This window comes from Paraburkholderia nemoris (assembly GCF_905221015.1).
GTDB lineage: Bacteria > Pseudomonadota > Gammaproteobacteria > Burkholderiales > Burkholderiaceae > Paraburkholderia > Paraburkholderia nemoris.
This window is the reverse complement of sequence record NZ_CAJNBO010000008.1, coordinates 249,916-269,053: the sequence shown is the minus strand read 5'-3', so window position 1 is coordinate 269,053 and position 19,138 is coordinate 249,916. Positions and strand designations below refer to the sequence as shown.

At 58.6% G+C, this 19,138-nt stretch carries 23 protein-coding genes; 11 read left to right on the top strand and 12 right to left on the bottom strand.

The features are described 5' to 3' along the window. Nucleotides 1–68: 68 nt before the first annotated feature. Together KHO33_RS15085 and KHO33_RS15080 are read left to right on the top strand one after the other, a co-directional pair. A complete protein-coding gene (locus KHO33_RS15085) occupies nucleotides 69–1,040 on the top strand; it encodes an AraC family transcriptional regulator (RefSeq protein ID WP_200564942.1) in 972 nt (323 codons plus the stop codon). A gap of 160 nt (nucleotides 1,041–1,200) precedes the next feature. After that, nucleotides 1,201–2,235: an HAF repeat-containing protein gene (locus KHO33_RS15080; protein ID WP_200564941.1), complete on the top strand. Its 1,035-nt coding sequence runs from the start codon at nucleotides 1,201–1,203 to the stop codon at nucleotides 2,233–2,235. A gap of 55 nt (nucleotides 2,236–2,290) precedes the next feature. On the opposite strand, the gene KHO33_RS15075 is transcribed toward KHO33_RS15080, so the two are convergent. Then, the gene (locus KHO33_RS15075) at nucleotides 2,291–2,488 is read right to left on the bottom strand and encodes a hypothetical protein (RefSeq protein ID WP_200564940.1); all 198 of its coding nucleotides are present in this window, start codon (nucleotides 2,486–2,488) and stop codon (nucleotides 2,291–2,293) included. A gap of 34 nt (nucleotides 2,489–2,522) precedes the next feature. Between KHO33_RS15075 and KHO33_RS15070 the strand changes: the two genes are divergently transcribed. After that, entirely contained in the window at nucleotides 2,523–2,741 is a 219-nt protein-coding gene (locus KHO33_RS15070) for a LysR substrate-binding domain-containing protein (RefSeq protein ID WP_200564939.1), read from the top strand. 70 nt (nucleotides 2,742–2,811) lie between these two features. On the opposite strand, the gene KHO33_RS15065 is transcribed toward KHO33_RS15070, so the two are convergent. Together KHO33_RS15065 and KHO33_RS15060 are read right to left on the bottom strand one after the other, a co-directional pair. Beyond that, on the bottom strand, nucleotides 2,812–3,615 hold the full coding sequence (locus KHO33_RS15065; protein WP_200564938.1) for a lipid II flippase Amj family protein: 804 nt from the start codon (nucleotides 3,613–3,615) through the stop codon (nucleotides 2,812–2,814). A gap of 173 nt (nucleotides 3,616–3,788) precedes the next feature. Then, a complete protein-coding gene (locus KHO33_RS15060) occupies nucleotides 3,789–4,076 on the bottom strand; it encodes a hypothetical protein (protein WP_128576734.1) in 288 nt (95 codons plus the stop codon). Between the two features lie 440 nt (nucleotides 4,077–4,516). Between KHO33_RS15060 and KHO33_RS15055 the strand changes: the two genes are divergently transcribed. Continuing rightward, complete coding sequence (locus KHO33_RS15055; protein ID WP_200564937.1) at nucleotides 4,517–4,939, top strand: RidA family protein; 423 nt, start codon at nucleotides 4,517–4,519, stop codon at nucleotides 4,937–4,939. A 70-nt stretch (nucleotides 4,940–5,009) separates the two neighbouring features. On the opposite strand, the gene KHO33_RS15050 is transcribed toward KHO33_RS15055, so the two are convergent. From KHO33_RS15050 to KHO33_RS42105, 4 genes are all read right to left on the bottom strand, one after another. Beyond that, nucleotides 5,010–5,609 (bottom strand): GNAT family N-acetyltransferase, encoded by a 600-nt coding sequence (locus tag KHO33_RS15050; RefSeq protein ID WP_234477008.1) that lies wholly within the window; start codon nucleotides 5,607–5,609, stop codon nucleotides 5,010–5,012. Nucleotides 5,610–5,652: 43 nt separating this feature from the next. Then, nucleotides 5,653–7,086: a DEAD/DEAH box helicase gene (locus KHO33_RS15045; RefSeq protein ID WP_200564936.1), complete on the bottom strand. Its 1,434-nt coding sequence runs from the start codon at nucleotides 7,084–7,086 to the stop codon at nucleotides 5,653–5,655. Between the two features lie 173 nt (nucleotides 7,087–7,259). Beyond that, nucleotides 7,260–7,631, bottom strand: coding sequence for a helix-turn-helix domain-containing protein (locus KHO33_RS42110; RefSeq protein WP_054043310.1), 372 nt, complete (start codon nucleotides 7,629–7,631; stop codon nucleotides 7,260–7,262). Between the two features lie 29 nt (nucleotides 7,632–7,660). After that, on the bottom strand, nucleotides 7,661–7,879 hold the full coding sequence (locus KHO33_RS42105) for a hypothetical protein (protein WP_054043312.1): 219 nt from the start codon (nucleotides 7,877–7,879) through the stop codon (nucleotides 7,661–7,663). 736 nt (nucleotides 7,880–8,615) lie between these two features. Here KHO33_RS42105 and KHO33_RS15035 point away from each other — a divergent pair. Next, complete coding sequence (locus tag KHO33_RS15035; RefSeq protein WP_200564935.1) at nucleotides 8,616–8,990, top strand: hypothetical protein; 375 nt, start codon at nucleotides 8,616–8,618, stop codon at nucleotides 8,988–8,990. Between the two features lie 89 nt (nucleotides 8,991–9,079). Here KHO33_RS15035 and KHO33_RS15030 read toward each other — a convergent pair whose 3' ends face one another. Next, nucleotides 9,080–9,340 (bottom strand): hypothetical protein, encoded by a 261-nt coding sequence (locus KHO33_RS15030; protein ID WP_200564988.1) that lies wholly within the window; start codon nucleotides 9,338–9,340, stop codon nucleotides 9,080–9,082. 30 nt (nucleotides 9,341–9,370) lie between these two features. Continuing rightward, entirely contained in the window at nucleotides 9,371–10,294 is a 924-nt protein-coding gene (locus KHO33_RS15025) for a LysR family transcriptional regulator (RefSeq protein WP_200564934.1), read from the bottom strand. A 105-nt stretch (nucleotides 10,295–10,399) separates the two neighbouring features. On the opposite strand from KHO33_RS15025, the gene KHO33_RS15020 reads away from it, so the two are divergent. From KHO33_RS15020 to KHO33_RS15010, 3 genes are read left to right on the top strand one after another with little or no spacing between them, the layout of a single operon-like run. Beyond that, nucleotides 10,400–11,065 (top strand): RraA family protein, encoded by a 666-nt coding sequence (locus KHO33_RS15020; protein WP_200564933.1) that lies wholly within the window; start codon nucleotides 10,400–10,402, stop codon nucleotides 11,063–11,065. After that, nucleotides 11,065–12,306: a pyridoxal phosphate-dependent aminotransferase gene (locus KHO33_RS15015; protein WP_200564987.1), complete on the top strand. Its 1,242-nt coding sequence runs from the start codon at nucleotides 11,065–11,067 to the stop codon at nucleotides 12,304–12,306. The genes KHO33_RS15020 and KHO33_RS15015 overlap by 1 nt, the downstream gene beginning before the upstream one ends. Next, nucleotides 12,290–13,108: an alpha/beta fold hydrolase gene (locus KHO33_RS15010; protein ID WP_200564932.1), complete on the top strand. Its 819-nt coding sequence runs from the start codon at nucleotides 12,290–12,292 to the stop codon at nucleotides 13,106–13,108. Before KHO33_RS15015 ends, KHO33_RS15010 begins: the two co-directional genes overlap by 17 nt. Before the next feature lie 12 nt (nucleotides 13,109–13,120). Here the strand turns inward: KHO33_RS15010 and KHO33_RS15005 are convergent, their stop codons facing one another. Continuing rightward, nucleotides 13,121–13,774, bottom strand: a complete 654-nt coding sequence (locus KHO33_RS15005; protein ID WP_054043320.1) for a GntR family transcriptional regulator — start codon at nucleotides 13,772–13,774, stop codon at nucleotides 13,121–13,123. A gap of 32 nt (nucleotides 13,775–13,806) precedes the next feature. Between KHO33_RS15005 and KHO33_RS15000 the strand changes: the two genes are divergently transcribed. From KHO33_RS15000 to KHO33_RS14990, 3 genes are all read left to right on the top strand, one after another. Next, nucleotides 13,807–14,964, top strand: a complete 1,158-nt coding sequence (locus tag KHO33_RS15000) for a pyridoxal phosphate-dependent aminotransferase (RefSeq protein ID WP_200564931.1) — start codon at nucleotides 13,807–13,809, stop codon at nucleotides 14,962–14,964. 482 nt (nucleotides 14,965–15,446) lie between these two features. Then, on the top strand, nucleotides 15,447–15,626 hold the full coding sequence (locus KHO33_RS14995; RefSeq protein ID WP_054043324.1) for a hypothetical protein: 180 nt from the start codon (nucleotides 15,447–15,449) through the stop codon (nucleotides 15,624–15,626). A 118-nt stretch (nucleotides 15,627–15,744) separates the two neighbouring features. Next, nucleotides 15,745–17,790 (top strand): arabinofuranosidase catalytic domain-containing protein, encoded by a 2,046-nt coding sequence (locus tag KHO33_RS14990; protein ID WP_200564930.1) that lies wholly within the window; start codon nucleotides 15,745–15,747, stop codon nucleotides 17,788–17,790. 125 nt (nucleotides 17,791–17,915) lie between these two features. On the opposite strand, the gene ppnP is transcribed toward KHO33_RS14990, so the two are convergent. Both ppnP and KHO33_RS14980 read right to left on the bottom strand, forming a co-directional pair. Continuing rightward, nucleotides 17,916–18,236: a pyrimidine/purine nucleoside phosphorylase gene (ppnP, locus tag KHO33_RS14985; RefSeq protein ID WP_054043344.1), complete on the bottom strand. Its 321-nt coding sequence runs from the start codon at nucleotides 18,234–18,236 to the stop codon at nucleotides 17,916–17,918. Nucleotides 18,237–18,425: 189 nt separating this feature from the next. Beyond that, nucleotides 18,426–19,130: a hypothetical protein gene (locus tag KHO33_RS14980; RefSeq protein ID WP_200564929.1), complete on the bottom strand. Its 705-nt coding sequence runs from the start codon at nucleotides 19,128–19,130 to the stop codon at nucleotides 18,426–18,428. Nucleotides 19,131–19,138: the final 8 nt, after the last annotated feature.

Sequence of the window (19,138 nt, the reverse complement as noted above, 5' to 3'; positions counted from 1 at the left end):
AGAATGCATACTAGTATGAAGAACGAGGCTAACTAAGCCATATTTCGCTATTTTTCTTGCCCAAAACTATGAGTGCGAAGCGAACCTCTGCGCACAATCCGGATCTTTCCCCGGCAAGCCAGAAACGCATGATTGCGTTGCTCCGCGCGTTGGCGCCGGAGGAGGGCTACAACCTCACGGCGCTGCCGAGCGTGCGGATTTTGCGTTCAAACCGGCCTCTGTCACGCACGCCGGTTCTCTACGATCCCGGCATAGTGATTGTTTGTCAGGGCCGCAAGAGAGGTTATTTCGGCGACCAGCTCTACCTGTACGACGAGCATCACTACCTGGCCGTGTCCGTGCCTGTTCCGTTCAGCATGGAAACCGAGGCAACTCCGGAGCGCCCGCTGCTCGCGCTGTATCTTCACCTCGATTTCACAGTGGCCGCCGAACTCGCTGTACAGATTGATCGCGAAGGCGCAATGGAACACGTGCAGGCGCCTCAGAGCATGATATCGACGCCGATGGATGACGCGATGCAGGCGTCCGTGTTGCGCTTCCTCGAGGCGATGCATCGGCCGCTCGAAGCTGCTGTATTGGGCCCGGGCCTGCTGCGCGAAATTTATTTCCGTGTGCTCACCGGCAGGCAGGGAGGCTCGATGCGCGAGGCGTTGGCGATGAGAGGGCAGTTCGGCCGGATAGGCAGATCGCTACGCCTCATCCATGCCGGCTACGCGCAGCCGCTGGACGTGACGCAGTTGGCAGAGGAAGCGGGAATGAGCCTTCCGAGCTTCCACAGCCACTTCAAGGCAATCACTCACGTTTCGCCGATGCAGTACGTGAAGTCAACGCGTTTGCATCAGGCTCGCCTGTTGATGGTCCGCGAGGATTTGACTGCGGAGGCCGCGAGCCACGCAGTGGGTTATACGAGCGCGTCCCAATTCAGCAGAGAGTTCAAGCGGCTTTTTGGCTTGACACCGGCGGCGGAGGCGAAGCGTATGCGCGAGAGCTTTGCTATTCCGGCAGCGTTCGATGATGCGATGTATGTTTCGTCACATTGAGGTTGGCACAGCTTTTCATTGTCATTAATTTGCCTCGCTATTTAATAAGTTGAAACAAGGCATTCCGTAGACTAGAGTGGTCGGTAACTTCTATTTGCATACATACCCTATTCTCCAACACAAAAGGCCGATAGGTTTTACTCCAGGAAAGGGGATCACTATGCAATCCGCATGCAATGTGATTGGCAATGTGCGTTGTGTTCGCCGCGCCTTATTTGTTTTCACTCTGATCACGGTCGCCGCATTCCAGCCTGCCGCAGGCCAGAGTCTCGTCATCAAAGATCTCGGTGCGCTCCCCGGTGGATACAACTACAGCAACGCGCTCGGAATCAACGAGCGCGACCAGGTGGTCGGCTACTCGATCACGGCGGGCGGGAACACGCACGCTTGTCTATTTGAAAACGGCGTAGTGACCGATCTGGGTACGTTCCCCGGTGGCAGCAACAGCTCAGCTAACGCGATCAACAATCGCAGCCAGGTGGTCGGTTACTCGAGCACCGCACGCGGGGAAACCCACGCCTTTCTGTTCGAACACGGAGTAATGAAAGACCTGGGGACGCTCCCCGGTGGCAACTACAGCATAGCTTCCGGGATCAACGAGCACGGCCAGGTCGTCGGTTTATCGTCCAATTTGCGCGGGTATCTTCACGCTGTCCTGTTTGACAACGGGGTGGTGACCGATCTGGGTACGCTTGCCGGTGGCAGCGACAGCGGAGCCTTGGCGATCAACAATCGTGGCCAGGTGGTGGGGTATTCGTCCATTGCAAGCGGATTCGCGCACGCCTTTCTATATGACTACGGGGTGATGACCGACCTGGGCACGCTCCAGGATACCGGACTCAGCCATGCTCAGGCGATCAACGATCGCGGCCAGGTGATCGGCATATCGTCTATCGCAAGCGGGGACGTGCACGGTTTTCTGTACGAAAAGGGGGTGATGACGGACCTGGGCTCGCTCCCTGGCCGCAACGATAGCAACGCTTTCGGGATCAACAATCGCGGGCAGGTGGTCGGCGAGTCGGATGCCGGAACCAACCCGTACTTACCGCACGCATTTCTGTTTGAGCACGGGGCGATGACCGACCTGGGCACGCTCCCGGGGGACAACTTCAGCGAAGGTGTCGGGATCACCGGGCGCGGCGACATCGCGGGTAACTCCACGTTGCACGCTATCCTTTGGACACGAGAGAAATGATTGCCGGTCTCTAGTGGTTCACAAGTTGGTGCCAGGTCACCCGGTAACGGGATCGTCAAGCGGTCTGAGCAGCCTCGCTTGTCACGGAGTTGCTTCGCATCCACTCCTCGAGTCCGCATACGGCAATCCCCTGTTGCGCGTTGAACGTGCTTTGCTGATCCCACGCTACACCACGCCCTTCCACAAAGACGACGCGGTACTTCCGGAGAGCGTCATGCGGTTCCTCGGCGAGTTTCCGCTTCAGTTCTTCCACGCTCCATTTTTCCGTCAACGAAACGGAGGCCTATTTGCAATGCGGCCTCGAAGGACTGGGACTGATCCAGATATCAAGATTCGCCGCATCTCCATACCTTCAAACCGGGCGCCTGCGGGAGGTTCTCACTGACGCGCGATGCTCGCCGGTGCCAATTTCCATCGTCTATCCGCTCGGCCGGAATGCCACTGCCGCGATCAAGGCGTTTGTTGATTGGATCGTCGAGATATCGACGTCTGCTGCATTCGAATGAAGCGATATGGGTGACGTCTGACGCTACGGCGGCGCGAGTCAGCATGCTCGGCAACGAGACGCTGGAGATGCTAAATCAGCTCCGCGACGCGTACGATAATGAGTGCGGCCGGGACGAGCATTATCTGTGCGCACAAGGTTCCGACAACTCGTGCCCCGGCGAGGGTGGTGATGGCTCGTCGAAAGCTGTTTTCGGAGATTCGGCCTTCGATCACGTCGTCCGTCATGACGGAAACCTGCGGGTCGATGACCACCGCCAATACAACGGTTGCAAAGCCATTAATGACCGACGATAGATTGGCGCACGTCACGCGCAAATCTGGCTTGAGGTATCCCGCGTAGAGTGACGCGAAAACACCGACAGTCCAGATGGCCATCGCAAAGATGTTGAGCGCTATCACCGTTCCGGATACACCGGCACCGCTCGCTAGCTGAGAAATGTTTTGGCGCGATGGAACCCGTGCGCCGTCCCGCATATAGCTGATGCCGCCACGGCTGAAGATGTGGAGCAGAAGGCGCGGCAATGAGCGATTAGCTTGAAAGTGCTCGACAGCACGGCTGAAATAACGCTGGAACGTTGGAATCAGCAACGCGCCGACTATGCTTGCCGCTGTAGCTGTAATCAGGAAGAGCCGAAAATCGCTGAGCAGGCCACCCTCAAGGTGCCGAGAGATATCAAGCTCCACACGCTTGGCTATGAACGGCCCTTGAAAGGAATTCGCCGTTCGGGAGACAAGGGCAATGATTCCGAACAGCGAGAACGACACAGCGATACGTCGAGTGCGAACACCGGCGATCCGCACAGCATAAGCCAGCGTCGCGATGACATGGATTACGAATGTAAGTCCGCAAATGATCAAAAGCTGGGTGTCCATGCGATCGCGGCGAGGTAGGGCGAGAGTTGCAGTCTACCGGAGCGCTGTCGTCGATCCCTGAAAACGAAAACGCGCAGATTTATCTGCGCGTCTCTATGTCATTCCCTCAACAGACCAGGGATGTCCAGGCAGCACTTGATCAACAATACAAGGCTGCAATCAACCCAGTCAATTTATGCGCCGCCGAAAAACACGGACTTCATTCCATCATTCGGGTCGGGGCGAATAGAGCCTTGAATTTTATGTCCCAAGTGGGAGACGGCAGTGCCGAACGAACGCAGTTCATGACGGCCGCCCGACGCTGAAGTACCGTCAGCAACACCGCCAAAACTTCCTGCACTCACGCTAGTTTGTGTGGCCTGAACATTGGCCGGAGCGGCCGCTTCGTTGGATTGAGCAAAAGATGAGACAGCCGGAATTGCAAGAGCAGCTGCGACGATGAGCGATTGAACGAGTTTCATGATACTTACCTCCAGACTTCGTTTGTTCCGCAAACGCCCGTTTGCGTTTCAGTGCTTGCAGTCTAGGCCGTGGCCTGCTCGCAATTAAGTACTTGCGGAACAAAACAATGTTGAAAAAATAAGTACAAACCCTTAGATTCAGGCGTCGCGCGCACGCCAGCTTGCGTTTACCTTGCCATCTACACCACCACGACCTCAGCTCGCGTCCCGATCGCACAGGCGCTGATTTTCCGCGCAGAAGAACACATCGAGTGTTGGGAATTGCGCCTCGCCCTGAATACAGTCGGCCAGATAGATTGCGGTCCCTGGATCTCCCGGCCATAGCGAATGCCGGAGTTGCGAATAACTGCGCTCATCAGCTTCGATTTGGGTGATAACGTGAGTGTCAGCAATCCAGGCGGCGAGGTCGAATCTCTCAAACTGGCCATAGGAGTTCGGTAATGGTAAATGCAGTGAACCCTCCCGATGTTTGGTCGCCGTTCGGCGCATTCTCGATGGCCGTCATCCAAGGCGATGGCCAGATCGTTCACCTGAAAGGGCAGGTGTCACTCGATCGGCATGGGCAAGTCATCGGGCAAAACGACATGAGAGCGCAGGTGCGCAAGGTCCTGGAGAATGTTCGGGACATGCTGGCACCGATGGGTGGGCAAATGGCGGATGTGATTTCGATGGTTCACTATGCAACGGACATTGAAGCATTCATGACCACAGGAGACATTCGACAAGAATTCTTTGTCATGCCGTATCCAGTCACAACGACAGTCCAGGTCGAACGTCTATACCGACCCGAACTGATGATCGAGATCGCGGCTATCGCTGAAATTCCTCGCTCCCGGTTTCGCCACCCCGAGCGGAGGGACTAGGTGCTACGTGAACGGCATCTAATTCCCAATGTTCCCGCTATGACTCGACGAACAAATCAACGTACCTGCGTCACACTTTTCGCAGAATTGCCGGTGCTTCCGATGCGCCGGACGCGGGGCTGCTTGCCGCTCTGGCAGTGGCGCGTTGAATCGCTGGCTTCGTGGTCAGTTCACGTATTGCAATGAAGAACTCAAAGCCTTTGTCGTTCTCGCGCGTCACTTGAAATCCAAGCTTGCGATGGAAAGCGATAGACAATCGGTTGGTCTTGTAGACATGACTTCTTAGCTCACCGATCCCTTGTTCGCTCGCCAGCGTCGCCATCTTTGCGAGCAGCTCAGTTATAACGGCATACGTTCGATACAAAGGATGCGTACCAAATGCGCCAACGAACCAGCAAGCTCCTGAATGCGGTCGAAGCATGGCATAGGCAACGAGTTTGCCTTCCCGTCGCACTGAGCACACCTCGCTGACCTTCAGGGACTTTCGCAACTGGACTCGGTGCTCATCAACATCAAAGGCATCACCAGCCTGCTCGGTGTGTTCGCGTAAGGTCAGCGCGTCAAGCGCGAGGAGTTCGTCGATAGACGGCAACATGGCAGCGATGAGGGCGATGTAGAGACAATTCGCAAGAGTACTTCGAATCAAAATTGTCGCCAATTTGTTCAGCAAACCGCCAGCCTGTTCCTGGGCCGGCGTTACTCATCGCCACGGATTAGGGTTGGCGTTTGCCGCGGCCGCCAGCGGGTTTGCCAGCCGGCTTATGTGAACCCGCAGCTGGCTTGCTGGTGGGTTTGCTGCGTGGCTTTTGCACGCTGAATGGGCTACCGCTGGAAAAGCTTGTGCCTTTACCCGCGGGCACAGCGCGCTTGCCTTTGTTTTCACCACCTTGGGGGCGCGGTTTATTGCTGGGCACCTGCATGGCGCCCGGCGCAGCTTGCGGCACTTTGGGCTTCTTGGGTTTTTTAGGTTTCTTAATGATCTCGCCTGTCGCGCTAGTTTGCGGCACGCGGTGTTCGGCTTCAAAACCCGGCTCTTCTTCACGGCGCAGTGTTTGCCGGATCAGCGCTTCAATCGCGGCCAGTTGCGGCGCTTCATCGGCACACACAAGGGACACCGCCACACCGCTGGCGCCCGCGCGGCCGGTACGGCCAATACGGTGCACATAGTCTTGCGCCACGATCGGCAGATCAACGTTGATCACCAGCGGCAGGTCGTCGATATCCAGCCCGCGCGCAGCCACATCGGTGGCGACCAGCATATGGACTTCGCCCGTCTTGAAGCGCTCCAGCGCACGCAGGCGCGCGGGTTGCGGTTTGTCGCCGTGGATGGTGTCGACCGCGTAGCCCGCGTCATCCAGCATGGCCGCCAGGTAATCCACGCCAATGCGGGTTTTGACGAACACCAGCGCGTGCTCCCAGTTGTTCTCAGCCACAAGGTGCATGAAGAGATCGGGCTTGTTCTTTTTATCCACCGTCACCACCCACTGCTTGATCTTGCTGGCCGTGGCATTGGGCGGGCTGACGCTAATATTGACCGGGCCGCGCAGAATGCCCGCCGCCATGGCGCGGATATCATCGGTAAACGTGGCAGAGAACAGCAAGGTCTGGCGCTTAGCGGGCAACGCAGCAAAGACGGCGTTGAGTTCGCGCGCAAAGCCCAGATCCAGCATGCGGTCGGCTTCATCCAGCACCAGCGTCTGTACTTGATCAAACTGCACTGCGTTCTGGCGATGGAGATCCAGCAAACGGCCCGGCGTGGCAACGAGCACATCCACGCCTTTGCGCAACTTCATCATCTGCGGGTTGATACTCACACCGCCGTAGGCGGCGAGAAATCGTAAATCGAGGCCTTTGCCGTAATCGATAAAGCTCTGCAGCACCTGTTCGGCCAGTTCACGGGTGGGCACCAGCACCAGAACACGCGCGCGGTTGCTGGACACCGCAGGGCCGTGTTGCACCAGTCGTTGCAACAGCGGCAGCGCAAAACCCGCCGTTTTGCCAGTGCCGGTCTGTGCCGCAGCCATGACGTCCTTGCCACTGAGCACAGCAGGAATCGCCTTGGCCTGCACCGGCGTAGGTGTCTGGTAGTTGAGGTCCTGCAAATTACGCAGCAAGGGATCGATCAGGCCAAGCGAGGCAAAAGACATTGGCGTATTCCGGGCTAAAACCGCAATTCTAGCGGTTACCGCCTGATTGCACCGCGCAGATCATGTTCAAGGGTGGCATCGAGCATTGAAATCACGACCGCCCGAATATCTGCGAGCCGCTGAGCGCGGCCGGCGCAGCAGCCGTTGACAAGCAAGAGCGCCAATGAGGCTGGCTATCTCTGTTCTGCGTGGAGATATCGGTAGCTATTCAAACGCAATTCTTGAGGCGTAATTTCATAAGCATCACGAAAGGCACGTGTGAAGTGGGATGGGCTGATGAAGCCGCCTGAATAGCCAATGTCTTTGATCGCAGTCTTCGGAAATCGAACGAGATCGTCTGCGGCGGCGCGCAAGCGAAGCTGGCGAATGTAAGCGCCAAGGCCGCCGTCATGTTCGAACAGCCGATAGATTGTGCTGCGCGGAAGCCCTGGCGATTCAATGACGCCCTCGGGCGATAACCCGCCTTCCTGCAGGTTAGAGCGTACATAGCTTCGCGTATGTTCGTACATCAGCGCACGGTTGACGGCTCGCTTGCTGCCGCTCAAACCAGCCTCTTCCCCGAATGCGGCCACGATCAGTTGAACCAGGTCGGCGAGCTTGCGTTGAGGTCGCTAATACTGAATTCGCCGATATCGTAACGGTCACTGACGCAGATAAAGGGCTGTCGGACCTGCTCACGCGACGGCACGATCTCGATTACATGGCCAAGCCGTTCCCAATAGGCCAGCAATTGCTGCTGCGGTGGCAACCCGGCAACATCGAACCGGCTGTAGGCGATGGCGTTCGCGACCATAAAAAAGCAATCCTGTGGCGAAATAGGATGATAAGGATGCGGCGAAAGATTACCCCAAATCGCCAATTTTCATCTACATAAGAGTGGCGGCGTGAAGTCGCCTCCTATTTGCCGCGTTGTGCGAAACCAGCCACATTGCCCGCTTAAACCTCAAGTCCAGAGTCAAATTGACGTTAATACGTCGTGCAGGGCCAACGTATGGTTTCGCCGACAACCGACATAACCGACTCTCACATGGGTTCAACTCTTATCGAAACCGGATCTGCAGCGCATTTCCCACGCCGATACACAACCATCAAGGTAATCGCGTACTGCGGCATCCTGCAGATGCATCTATTCGCTTGTGCAGTTCGCATATACCTGCGAGTTATATCGACAGAACTGGCAAGCAGTGGCGCATCTCCATTGGCCCTGGCAGACGTGGGCGTTGTATGGCATATCGGGGGTAGGGGCCATCTTTGGCCTGGTCGCGCATGTGGCGCTCGCATTCCGGCGTGCGTGGGGACGCACGCTTCTTGTTTGGGTTACCGCCATTTGCATCGCACTATCTGCTGTGCTTCCTTCTCGGTTGATGTTGCTTTTTTACTTGCCGCAGGTGCTCGTCAGTTTTGCGCTGCTGTACAACCGTCTCAGCAGCGATTTTCTGCACTCGCGGGCGCGCCCCAAACTGCCTGGCTATAGAAGCGCTGCCTGTTTTGCCTGCTTCGCTGTGTCATGTGCGCTGCACTTCTGGGCAATGTCGACCGTGACCATCAGGGCGGGTTTGCTCGTTTATCTGCTGCCGCAATTGCGCCCGCTCGACCTGCTTGTTCCCGCTGCGGTTCTGCTCATCGCCGGTATCGCGCTTTCGACCCGAGGCAAGCGCGCATGGAATGGCGGCATGACATTGATGGTGTTTTCCGTCGCGATGTGCGGCACCCTTGTGACCTGTCTTTCTATCGGTACGTCATTGGTCAGGTATATGCCGGCGCCTTTCCAGCGTGTGTCGATTCCGTGGAACACCATGACTATGTACACAGGAGTCGCGATCGGCGTGGCGTACCTGCTGCTCCAGAGCGGTCGCCCGCCGCGCCGCAACGGCCCGCCGCTCACCATGCCCGATTTCCTGTAGAGCCCGGAAGTTGACGGCCGTCGACCCTCGCCCCTACTTTCGAATCTGCGAACTGCCTCAGTCGAGATCCGCTTTGCCAGCCCCAGACATTAGCGATAGTTAACAAAGTTGATGATGTCATTGAGGAACCACGGCAGAATCAATTGGGTATCGGGATCGCTGACACCGACGCTGAGCCTCGGTCGCCTTGACGTGGGGCCACCAGGCGCCGCACCGTTGGGAGTGTGCAGAATATAGGTATCCGTGCCGGCCGGACTTGGCCCGGCGTTCTGATTATTCGCGGGCGACCCTGTCGAGGCGCAGCCGGCGGTGAGTACGACGAGGGCCGCTGCGAAGCAAAAAGGTTTCATCATGGCGTGAACTCCAGCAACGTGATTTTGTTAACGCAACACCTTACGCATCTTCGGACCCCCTCCGGTACTACCCAATACGGCAACCACGGCATCTATAAGCGGATTATCCCGCCCGGTACTCCAGGCCACAGCGGTAGTCACCTCACTTACGTTTTCTTTGAGTGGGCGAAACACCACATTCTCAGGAGCCAGTTTCTTCAACGAAGCCGGCACCAGGGCAATGCCTTGCCCGCAGCCCACGAAAGCAACCTGAGACGCCACCGAACGGACTTCATGCAGGATTCGCGGAGAGAACCCGTTGGACCGGCAAGACGCCACCAGACTATCGAAGTACACCGGGCTTACCTGCCGCGAAAACATCACGAAATCCTGATCTGCGAGCGATGCCAGCCTGATGCGTGACGTTCCAGCCAGCGCATGGTCACGATGCATGGCCACCGCCAGCCGATCCTGGGCCAGCGGCAATGACTGAATGGTCCCGCCAAGTTCGCCCTCCAGTCTGGCGAAGGCCAGGTCAATGTCGCCCGCCTCGAGCGCTGGGACGGCCTCCACACTGTCGATCTCTTTGACCGATATCGTGAGTTGCGGGTACTCGGACTTTAGCCGCTCGACCAGCGGCGGCAGAATATCCAGCATCGCCGACGAAATCGCCCCAATTGTCAGGACGCCACTTCGTCCGGCGACGGCCTCGCGCACCGAGAGCTCAAGTCGCTCGAGCTGTTCCGCGAACTTACGCACTGCAGGCAGGATCGCAGCGCCAATCGGCGTAAGTTGCGTTCCACGCCGGGAGCGCTCGAACAGCTTCACCTTCAACGCCTGTTCGAGCGCCTGGATCTGCTCAGTCAGCGGAGGCTGGGACATATCCAGGCGTCGCGCGGCACGCCCGAAGTGCTGTTCCTCGGCAACGGCGAGGAAGAGCCATAAATGACGGATAAGCCGGAAGTTGATCATGATTGACTGATAGGTTTGCCGTATCGAAGGCTTCCAAGATTCGGAATTTACATATCGAACTGTAGGCGTGAAAGTAGGGCATCGCAACCATCTCGTGGCGCTTCCATGACCTCGACCTCACTGCTTGACCGCTTTGCCGCGCTCGACACCAACACGGTGTCGGACGCGCTGGACTTCCTTGATCTTCCCGGCGCTACGTTCGGACTGCGCCCTCTGTGGGATTGTCCGAAGATCGTCGGACGCGCCAGCACCATTCAACTGGGACCGAAGAAGGACGCGGGACCAACCGTCCACCTGATTTCACCGGTTATCGCCCAGATCCAGTCAGGCGACCGGATTCTGGTTATTGCTGGCGGCATCGATGGGATTTCGTGCTGGGGCGACATTCTTGCCAACGCTGCCCAGTTCAAGCGCATTCGCGGTTCGGTAATCGACGGCATGAGCCGCGATATCGACGGCAGCGAATCAATCGGATACCCGGTTTTTGCGCGTGACGTCACCATGATCAGCGCCCGCAATCGAGTCGTTCAGGTTTCCTCAGGCGAGCCTGTCCGCGTCGCCGGGGTACTCGTTCATGAAGACGACTACGTCATCGCGGACCGTTGTGGCACGGTGTTCGTGCCGGCTGCGCGCATCGAAGAAGTCGTTGAACTGGGTGAGCGCATCGCGCGGCGCCAGGACGGCATGGTGCAGGCGGTGCGTGCCGGGCGATCGGTCGCCGATGTCATGCACGACAAGGAATTCGACGCCATCAAGGAAGGGTGCAGGTGATGAATCGCCAAGATCAGGAACGCCTGAACGTTCACCTCGCCAAGGCCCAAGCTTCGGCGACCTACCGCATGATGGACCGCGTTGCAGCGCGCCGTGCCTCGGGTGCCAGGGTCATCTCGCTCAGCGCTGGCGAGCCGGACTTCGACACGCCCATGCATATCTGCGACGCGGCCGTCGACGCGATTCGTGCCGGACATACTCGCTATACGCAGGTCGCCGGCATGCGCTCGCTGCGCGAGGCCGTGGCCGCCAAATTCCAGCGCGAGAACGGCCTTGACGTCAGTTGGCAGGACACGATCGTCTGCAGCGGCGGCAAACAGGTTATCTACAACGCGCTGGCCGCAACCCTCAACGAAGGCGATGAGGTCATCGTGCCCGCACCCTACTGGGTGAGTTACCCGGAGATGGTTCAGTTGTGCGGTGCGACCCCGGTTGTCGTCACCTGCGGAGGCGAAGACGGTTTCAAGCTGACGCCCCAGGCGCTGGCCGACGCAATCGGACCACGCACGCGCTGGCTGATCCTGAACTCGCCCTCCAATCCGACCGGTGCGGTCTACACGCGTGAGGAGCTTGCCGCGCTTGCCGAAGTGCTGCTGGCTAATCCGCATGTGCTCATCCTGTCGGATGATATCTACGAACACCTGATCTTCGATGGTGCGACCTTCCATACGATCGCTCAGGTCGAGCCGCGGCTGATCTCTCGCACGCTGACGATGAACGGCGTGTCCAAAGCTTATGCGATGACGGGTTGGCGCATCGGCTTCGGCACCGGTCCGCGCTGGCTGCTGCATGCAATGGAAAAACTCCAGGGGCAACAGACCTCGGGCGCCAGTGCTATCTCGCAGCATGCAGCGTTGGCAGCGCTCACCGGCCCTCAGAACTTCATCGCCGAATCGCGATCCGTATTCGAGCAGCGGCGCGACCTGATGGTGAAGCTGCTCAATCAGGCCCCCGGCCTGACATGTGCCTCACCCAGTGGCGCCTTTTACGCGTTTGCCTCGTGCGAGGGGCTGATCGGACGCACGACGCCGGCCGGCACAAAACTCAACACCGACGAGGACGTAGCAGGCGCCATACTGGACGAAGCTGGTGTCGCCGTCGTTCAAGGCAGCGCCTTTGGGCTCGGCCCCTATATCCGGATCGCTTATGCGCTCGATGACGACGCACTGATCGAGGCCTGCCGTGCGATCACAAGCTTTTGCCAATTACTTAGTCAGGAAAATCATGCCGTCGCCAGGTGAGCTTGCAAGAGAAACGCTGACGCTGAGCGTACAAGGTGTTGACCTCCAGATCGCCGCAATGCGCAGAGTGGGCGAACTGGCGCCGATCTTGTACCTGCACGGCTTCGGTTCGACCAAAGAAGATTTCGCCGATGTCGTTCGCCATCCGGCGTTCGCTGGACGTGCGGTTGTGGCATACGACGCACCCGGCTGCGGCGCAACGCATTGCAGCGATCTGTCGAAGATTTCGATTCCGTTTCTGGTCGCGACTGCGAAGGCCGTGCTTGAGCACTTCGGCATCCACAGGTTCCATCTCGTCGGCCACTCAATGGGCGGCCTCACCGCGCTCATGCTGGCGCATGAAGAACCTCAGCGCGTGCTGAGCTTCACCGATATCGAGGGTAACGTGGCACCCGAGGACTGTTTCCTGAGCCGACAGGTGATCGATTATCCGGCGGAGAACGCGCAAGCATTCTTCGATGACTTCATTGAACGGGCTTGGCGTTCGCCGTTTTATTCGTGTCCGCTCTATGCAGCGAGCTTGGGTCACAAGGTGCGCGCTGAGGCGGTGCCGGGCATCTTCAGATCCATGGTCGAACTGTCCGACCATGGCGACCTGATGACGAAATTCCTTTCACTGCCGTTCCCGCGGATGTTCATGTATGGCGAGCAGAACGCTTCTCTGTCGTATCTGCCCTATCTGCGGGCTCACGGAATAGAGTTGGCGGAAATATCCCATAGCGGGCACTTCCCGATGTACTCGAATCCCGTTGAAATGTGGGCGCGTCTGGCGCAGTTCCTCGCGACAGCTTCGGCCGGTTGACTACCGGCTTCGTCATTGCCGCGCTTCACGCAGCGCGTCCTGCATCACGACGCCGGCCGCCTCGATATGCGCTTTCGTCAGGCGCTTGGCGGCGCGTCGATCTCGGGCGAGCACGGCATCGAGGATCGCATGATGCTCTGCGAGCGAGATGCCCTGGTAGCGCTCTAGCTGCCAGACGAGCCTCAGATAGCGGTCAGTCTTGCGCCAGATTGCTTCCAGCGTCTCCAGCAGATGCCGCTTGTCGCATGGCTGATAGATCGCTCGATGAAATGCCCAGTTGTCGATCGACCAGTGCTCGACCTCGTGCGCATTCTCGTCGTGCTCGAGGATTGCGCGGACCGTGGCCTCGTCGTCCGCGCCGAACGCATCGATCGCGGAGTCGAGCGCTAGCAGTTCGAGCGCGATCCGCATTTCCGTCAATTCTGACGCTTCGAGCCTCGTCATCGCGGAGACGAATGCGCCCCGGTTCGGCACGAGCGTAACGAACCCGCTCGCCTGCAACTGCACGAACGCCTCCCGCACCGGAATGTGACTGGTGCCGAATTCCTTCGCAATCAGATCCTGGCGCAACTGCGTTCCCGGCACCAGGATGCCGTTCGCAATGCGCTCGCGCAGGAGTTCGGCGAGCGCAGTCGAAGAGGGCTTGCTATCTGGAGATTTTTTCACTTTAATATATTAAAACGATAACGGAGGCCCGTGTGACAGTATCTCGCTTAAGAAATATTCCTGGCATTGGAGTCGACCGAATCGGCGACGCCGCGGATTCTCTGCGCGACGCGGACATTCTAAGGCTTGAAAATCTCGATACCGACCTGCGGCCGCCGGCGTCGGCGCTGGCTCGCACGCACGAGGCCATCGACGACGACGCGGCAAACAGCTATCTGCCCTTTACCGGCCAGCGTGCGTTGCGCGAGGCGGCTGCCGAGCGGGTCGGCCGTGCCGCGGGCGTCGCATACGACGCAGCGAGTGAATGCATCGTGTCGGCCGGCGGCCTGGCGGGGATTTTTAACGTGCTGCTGTCGATTCTTGAGCCGGGCGACGAGGTCGTGCTAACGGATCCCACCTACGCTGGGCTGATCAACCGGGTGCATCTGGCCGCAGGCGTGCCGAAATTCGTGCGGCTGCAGCCGGGTGCCGACGGCTGGCGGCTCGATCTCGACAGTCTTGCCGCAGCGATCGGGCCGCGAACGAAAGCGTTGCTGATCATGTCGCCTTCGATGCCGAGCGGCTACGTCGCGTCGCGGGACGAATGGCTTGCGATTGCGGAACATTGCACACGCCATGGCATCTGGCTGGTCTATGACGCGGCGATGGAGCGCATCCTGTTCGACGAGCGCGAGGTCATTCATCCCGCCGGTTTGCCGGGCATGCGCGAACGCACCATCACCATCGGCGCGGTGTCGAAGGAGTATCGGATGATCGGCTGGCGCGTCGGCTGGATCGTTGGGCCCGCGTCGATCATGAACGACGTACGTCTCGTGAGTTTGTCGAACGTGGTGTGTCAGGTTGGAATCGGGATGCCCGGCGCGACTGCCGCGCTGACGGCAACCGACGACGGCGTGGCTGCTGCGGTCGCGGAATGGGAGCGCCGTCGCGACTTCCTGATCGGCGCGCTTGCTGACCTGCCGGTGATCCGTCCACATGGTGGCTGGTCGATGCTCATCGATGCCCGTGAACTGGGTCTGGAGCCACCCGAGGCATCGAAGCTGCTGCTCGAACGCGGCAAGATCGCGGCCACGCCGATGACGAATTGGGGACCTGGCGCAGACCGCTATCTGCGTTTCGTTTTCTCCAACGAATCCGTTTCGCGCTTGCATGACATTCGTGAGCGCATACGCCGGTCGTGGCAGGTATGACTCCCGAGAAGTGGCTACATAAACGGCGCTGACCGCAAAAAACGAGCGCTTTCAGTGTGTCGTACGACCAGGTCGGCCCCCACATGTTCGCTAGGCATGCCTCAGTTGCCACGCGTACTCAATCGTCTTGCGGAACAAACGTTCGACTAGCGGCTCGCTGATTTATTACAAATTGTATTAGCGATAATATTGGCGAAATTCGGGCCGTCGCGCGCTACCTTCCCCACTATATGGACGTTACTGTTCGATCCCTTAATCCGCATGTACGGGATTATACCGAGGCAATAAGTCGATATTGTTGACTAATATTATTACCTAACGCGGCGACCCTACCGTCTCGCGTTGTCAGATGCTGTCCCGCTGGGCAGCCGATCGATACAACGATAGTGGAGACGAGCATGGCGAGCCGCTGTGTACCGCAATGGATGTTGGCGATCCTGATCGCTGACCTCGTGTACTAGCCACCCGCGCTCACGAACGCGATGAGTACCATGCCGCCGCCAGTGGCCGGCGAGATCCTGCGTGACGGCCAGCCAACGCACTTCGACTGCACGGCCGCCACGCATGCCGGCATCTTCGCGGTCTACCAGACAATCAACCTCATTCCTGCGCACCGTATGGCTGGGACGGCGCGCTGTATCGCTCGGCAGCACATTTTCTAACTGCCGGCAATGAGTGGCAGTTCTGAACTCGCCTGACCCGTGATGATTTTTTATAAATCATTTTGCATGACTAAGTTGAATGAGTCTAATCAGAAGCGTGGTTTCATAGGAGGAGGTCATGATGTCCAGAGGAACCGGATTAATTGCCGTCTTGTTAGCGATGACCGTCGGGCTTGCCGCATGTAACGGAGACAGTAGCGGCACGTCCGCATCTCAAGCGACAGGGGTGTCGAACTCAAGTACGTCGCCGTCGCCAACGAATGACACGGCCCAGTCAAATGACAGTGCGCAAGCGGAACAAGCGAGCGCGAGCCCGCTACCTTGCGACGCTGCAGCAACTGCCAACACGCCGTGTTCCGCGGCTCATAGCGTGACTCGCCTGCTGACAAAGAATTACAGAGGCCCGTTATTCCAGGTTCGACGTGCGTCCGATAGTGCAACGCAGGACATCTACCCCTATACGTCGGGTAGCTTGCCGAACGGAGCCGACCGCACGCTGATCGGCTCGGCCAACGTTAAGAGCGCAAATGCGTTCTGCAACAATACAAGCTGCTCCGTCACCTACATCTACGATCAGATTGACCTGGTTGCGCCTCTCAAGGGAGGAGCATTTGGCAACGTGCCGGCCACCCTCACACTCAACGCGGACGGAACAGAGTCACTGACCCTGCCGAATAGCGGCTCAGGGAAGCAAAAGGCGACGACTGTTCCGGTTCTCAACGGCTTTGCGACAATCACGCTTCCAGGAACCAGTGGAGCACTGACCGTTCAACTGCTCCAGCCTCCCACCGCGCTGACCACCCAGTCACCGACCCTCCAATTGTCGATCGGAAACGATTTGCCGGCGCTGCCCGGTACGCCGGCCAAGTTAGGCTTCGTGCCGTTGCAAGGCGTCCAGATTCCAGCGCTCGGTACTTTGGCGGGGCAAGCGTATCGCAACAGGTTCGGCACGGTGAACCAGTCGATTGGTGATAGCGATATCGCTGAATATATGGTGGCGGGAGCGCACTATAGCCAGTCGTCCACGTGCTGCGGGACCTACGGAAATATGGAAAGCAGTGCTAACCCGGGCACCTATGCGCATGGAGAAGTAGAAGGGGAAATGTTCGCGCTGGCGTTCTCGAACGGCAACGCAGCTGTGTTCGGCTATTGTGACGGCGACTCGAACCAGGCACCCAACGTAAAAGACCCTGTATGCAACGCACTCGATATTAACTGGCCGGGCGTCGACGCGGAGGCAGGCGTTTATCTCTATGGTCCGCAGCAGCCTCCAAAAGAAAAGTTCGTCACGGTGCTCTCTAAATACTCACCGGTAACCGCGTCAAATATCTTCGTGGTCAAAGGCGGCTCCGCCTCGCAGAGCGTACTCACAGCACTCTATGACCAGGCGCCCCCAGAAGCCTTGAACTTTGGCAACGACGCGGGTCATGCATTTAATGGGCAATGGCAGGGCGGTCTTTCGCTTGGCGAAGGCGGCGACGGTAGCGGTGCTCCCATCCAGTTCTTCGAAGGAGCGATCATCACCAAGGCGACATCCGACACGACCGATAACGCGATCCAGGCGAGCATTGCAAAGTTTTACGGACCGCCTGCTGACAAGGCCGTGGCTGCCTGCTATGCAAACAATCTGATCAACTCGCCGCTGAGTCTCGCTACACCGGATGCATGGTCGCAACAAAATGGAGGTACCGCTGTGCCTGCAACCGATGTCTCCGGAGTGAACAAGGGGGCAGCAATGGTGACCAGCACGAACGGCTCGTCAGTCTCGAATGTCCGCGAAATCATCAGGGTTCAGGGTGGCCAATCGTATAGTTTTACTGACTATGTTCTCGCCACCACCAACGCGACGGTCTTTCCTGGCGGATCAATCCAGACCGATGACCCGAGCGGCACCGAATTTGGCTGGGTTCTCAATACGAATACGGGCGCCGTAGTGCGCGGGACATGGGGCGCTGGACAGGCAACCTCACTGAGCGCCGTGAAATCGGGTAACTGGTGGAAAGTGACGATGACCCTCACCGCTCCCGCGGGATCGAACAATGCATCAGTTTTTATCGATCCGCCCACGTCTAATGCTGCTGGAGCTCGTTCACAGCAAGCGCCGTACTTGAGCGCAACACACTATTGCCCAAGCCTTGCAATCGTGACTAGCGCGGGAACGTAGACGTGAACCGTGTGGTGGTTGCCGCAGACAGTCGTTCCTAAGGAAAGGGCGTCACGGAAAACACAACGGAAAAGTCAGCAAAGTAGGTGACGGTGCCGGGTGAATGACCCGGCATCCGTCCGTCTTTACAGATAGCTGCAGACGTAGTCGAGCGTTTCGATCACGTCGATATCGAAGCGGCTCTTGCCGGGCACCGAGAACGACTCGCCCGCGCCATAGGTCTTCCACTCGTCGTTCCCTTCGAGGCGGATGCGGCATTGGCCGGCTTGCACTTCCATGAGTTCCGGCGCGTCGGTGCCGAAGTTTAGTGTGCCGGGCAGGATCACGCCGAGCGTCTTGCGCGTGCCGTCGGCGAAGAGAACAGTGTGCGAGACACACTTGCCGTCGAAGTAGACGTTAGCGCGTTTGATAACGGAAACCTGATCGAATTGGGTTGTGGCCGTCATGGCGGTCTTCCTTTGGGTCATCGTGAATGGATGCATTAGCGCCGCGTAGCGGCAGCGGGCGGTACGCGATCTAAGCGGATCGCCGGTGCGGGCTGTTGTCGGACGCAAGTCCGCCATCATACAGGCGGCCGGCGGCGTCAGCCGCTAACCCGCGTGCGTGTCAGGGCAACGCCGCGGTGATCCTGACGACTAGTCAGCCCGGGACCAACGACCCGAGTCAGGGCACACAATCACCCGTTCGCCGTTCAGCTGGACTTGCTCGCTATCCAGTTGCAGCGAGGTCGAAGGGGCGACGTCGAAGGCCACCTTCAGTGCGTGCCCAACATGGGCATTTTCGATGGGAAGCTCCCAGGTCAGGAATATCTGGATCCAATCCTGGTCCGGCGCGAAGTCGGCTGCATTAAAGCTACTGCTGCCGCGCTGGATGACGCCATGAGGCTGGCCAGTATCGAATAGCACAACCGTTCCACGGGTCAGCGGAATACGCCGGCCCAAAGCGGGAAAATTCAAGTCCAGACCTCGGTCTTCGCTCATGAAGAGATTGCAGAAGGCCGCGTCGCCATATTGCGCACCGTCATGGTGGTACCGCGCGCCGCGGCAAGCCATGAGGGCTACGTCACTCGCGGCGAGCACCTCAGGCAGTCCAAGCGCGCGCGTCCAATCGGATACGGCCTGAACGCAGCGCGTGTAGTCCGGCCAGCGCGCCCGCGCTCGCGGCAACGGCATTGGCTCGACGTCCCCGGGTTCCAGGACCAGATGCGACGATATCTCTCGTTCCCAATCCGCAAGCAGACGTGCAGGGGGCATAGGGACGTCGACTGTGCCTGATAGCACGATGTCGCTCACGCTTCGGCTGCGGATGGCGTCGTCACTCCAGTAATAGGAGGTCAGCATGTCGCGCA

Excerpts from the sequence above, each read along its gene's own strand:
- KHO33_RS15085 (WP_200564942.1), top strand. The coding sequence starts at position 69 with ATGAGTGCGAAGCGAACCTCTGCGCACAATCCGGATCTTTCCCCGGCA.
- KHO33_RS15080 (WP_200564941.1), top strand. The coding sequence starts at position 1,201 with ATGCAATCCGCATGCAATGTGATTGGCAATGTGCGTTGTGTTCGCCGC.
- KHO33_RS15065 (WP_200564938.1), bottom strand. The coding sequence starts at position 3,615 with ATGGACACCCAGCTTTTGATCATTTGCGGACTTACATTCGTAATCCAT.
- KHO33_RS15060 (WP_128576734.1), bottom strand. The coding sequence starts at position 4,076 with ATGAAACTCGTTCAATCGCTCATCGTCGCAGCTGCTCTTGCAATTCCG.
- KHO33_RS15055 (WP_200564937.1), top strand. The coding sequence starts at position 4,517 with ATGGTAAATGCAGTGAACCCTCCCGATGTTTGGTCGCCGTTCGGCGCA.
- KHO33_RS15045 (WP_200564936.1), bottom strand. The coding sequence starts at position 7,086 with ATGTCTTTTGCCTCGCTTGGCCTGATCGATCCCTTGCTGCGTAATTTG.
- KHO33_RS42105 (WP_054043312.1), bottom strand. The coding sequence starts at position 7,879 with ATGGTCGCGAACGCCATCGCCTACAGCCGGTTCGATGTTGCCGGGTTG.
- KHO33_RS15035 (WP_200564935.1), top strand. The coding sequence starts at position 8,616 with ATGTCGACCGTGACCATCAGGGCGGGTTTGCTCGTTTATCTGCTGCCG.
- KHO33_RS15030 (WP_200564988.1), bottom strand. The coding sequence starts at position 9,340 with ATGAAACCTTTTTGCTTCGCAGCGGCCCTCGTCGTACTCACCGCCGGC.
- KHO33_RS15025 (WP_200564934.1), bottom strand. The coding sequence starts at position 10,294 with ATGATCAACTTCCGGCTTATCCGTCATTTATGGCTCTTCCTCGCCGTT.
- KHO33_RS15020 (WP_200564933.1), top strand. The coding sequence starts at position 10,400 with ATGACCTCGACCTCACTGCTTGACCGCTTTGCCGCGCTCGACACCAAC.
- KHO33_RS15015 (WP_200564987.1), top strand. The coding sequence starts at position 11,065 with ATGAATCGCCAAGATCAGGAACGCCTGAACGTTCACCTCGCCAAGGCC.
- KHO33_RS15010 (WP_200564932.1), top strand. The coding sequence starts at position 12,290 with ATGCCGTCGCCAGGTGAGCTTGCAAGAGAAACGCTGACGCTGAGCGTA.
- KHO33_RS14995 (WP_054043324.1), top strand. The coding sequence starts at position 15,447 with ATGAGTACCATGCCGCCGCCAGTGGCCGGCGAGATCCTGCGTGACGGC.
- KHO33_RS14990 (WP_200564930.1), top strand. The coding sequence starts at position 15,745 with ATGATGTCCAGAGGAACCGGATTAATTGCCGTCTTGTTAGCGATGACC.
- ppnP (WP_054043344.1), bottom strand. The coding sequence starts at position 18,236 with ATGACGGCCACAACCCAATTCGATCAGGTTTCCGTTATCAAACGCGCT.
- KHO33_RS14980 (WP_200564929.1), bottom strand. The coding sequence starts at position 19,130 with ATGCTGACCTCCTATTACTGGAGTGACGACGCCATCCGCAGCCGAAGC.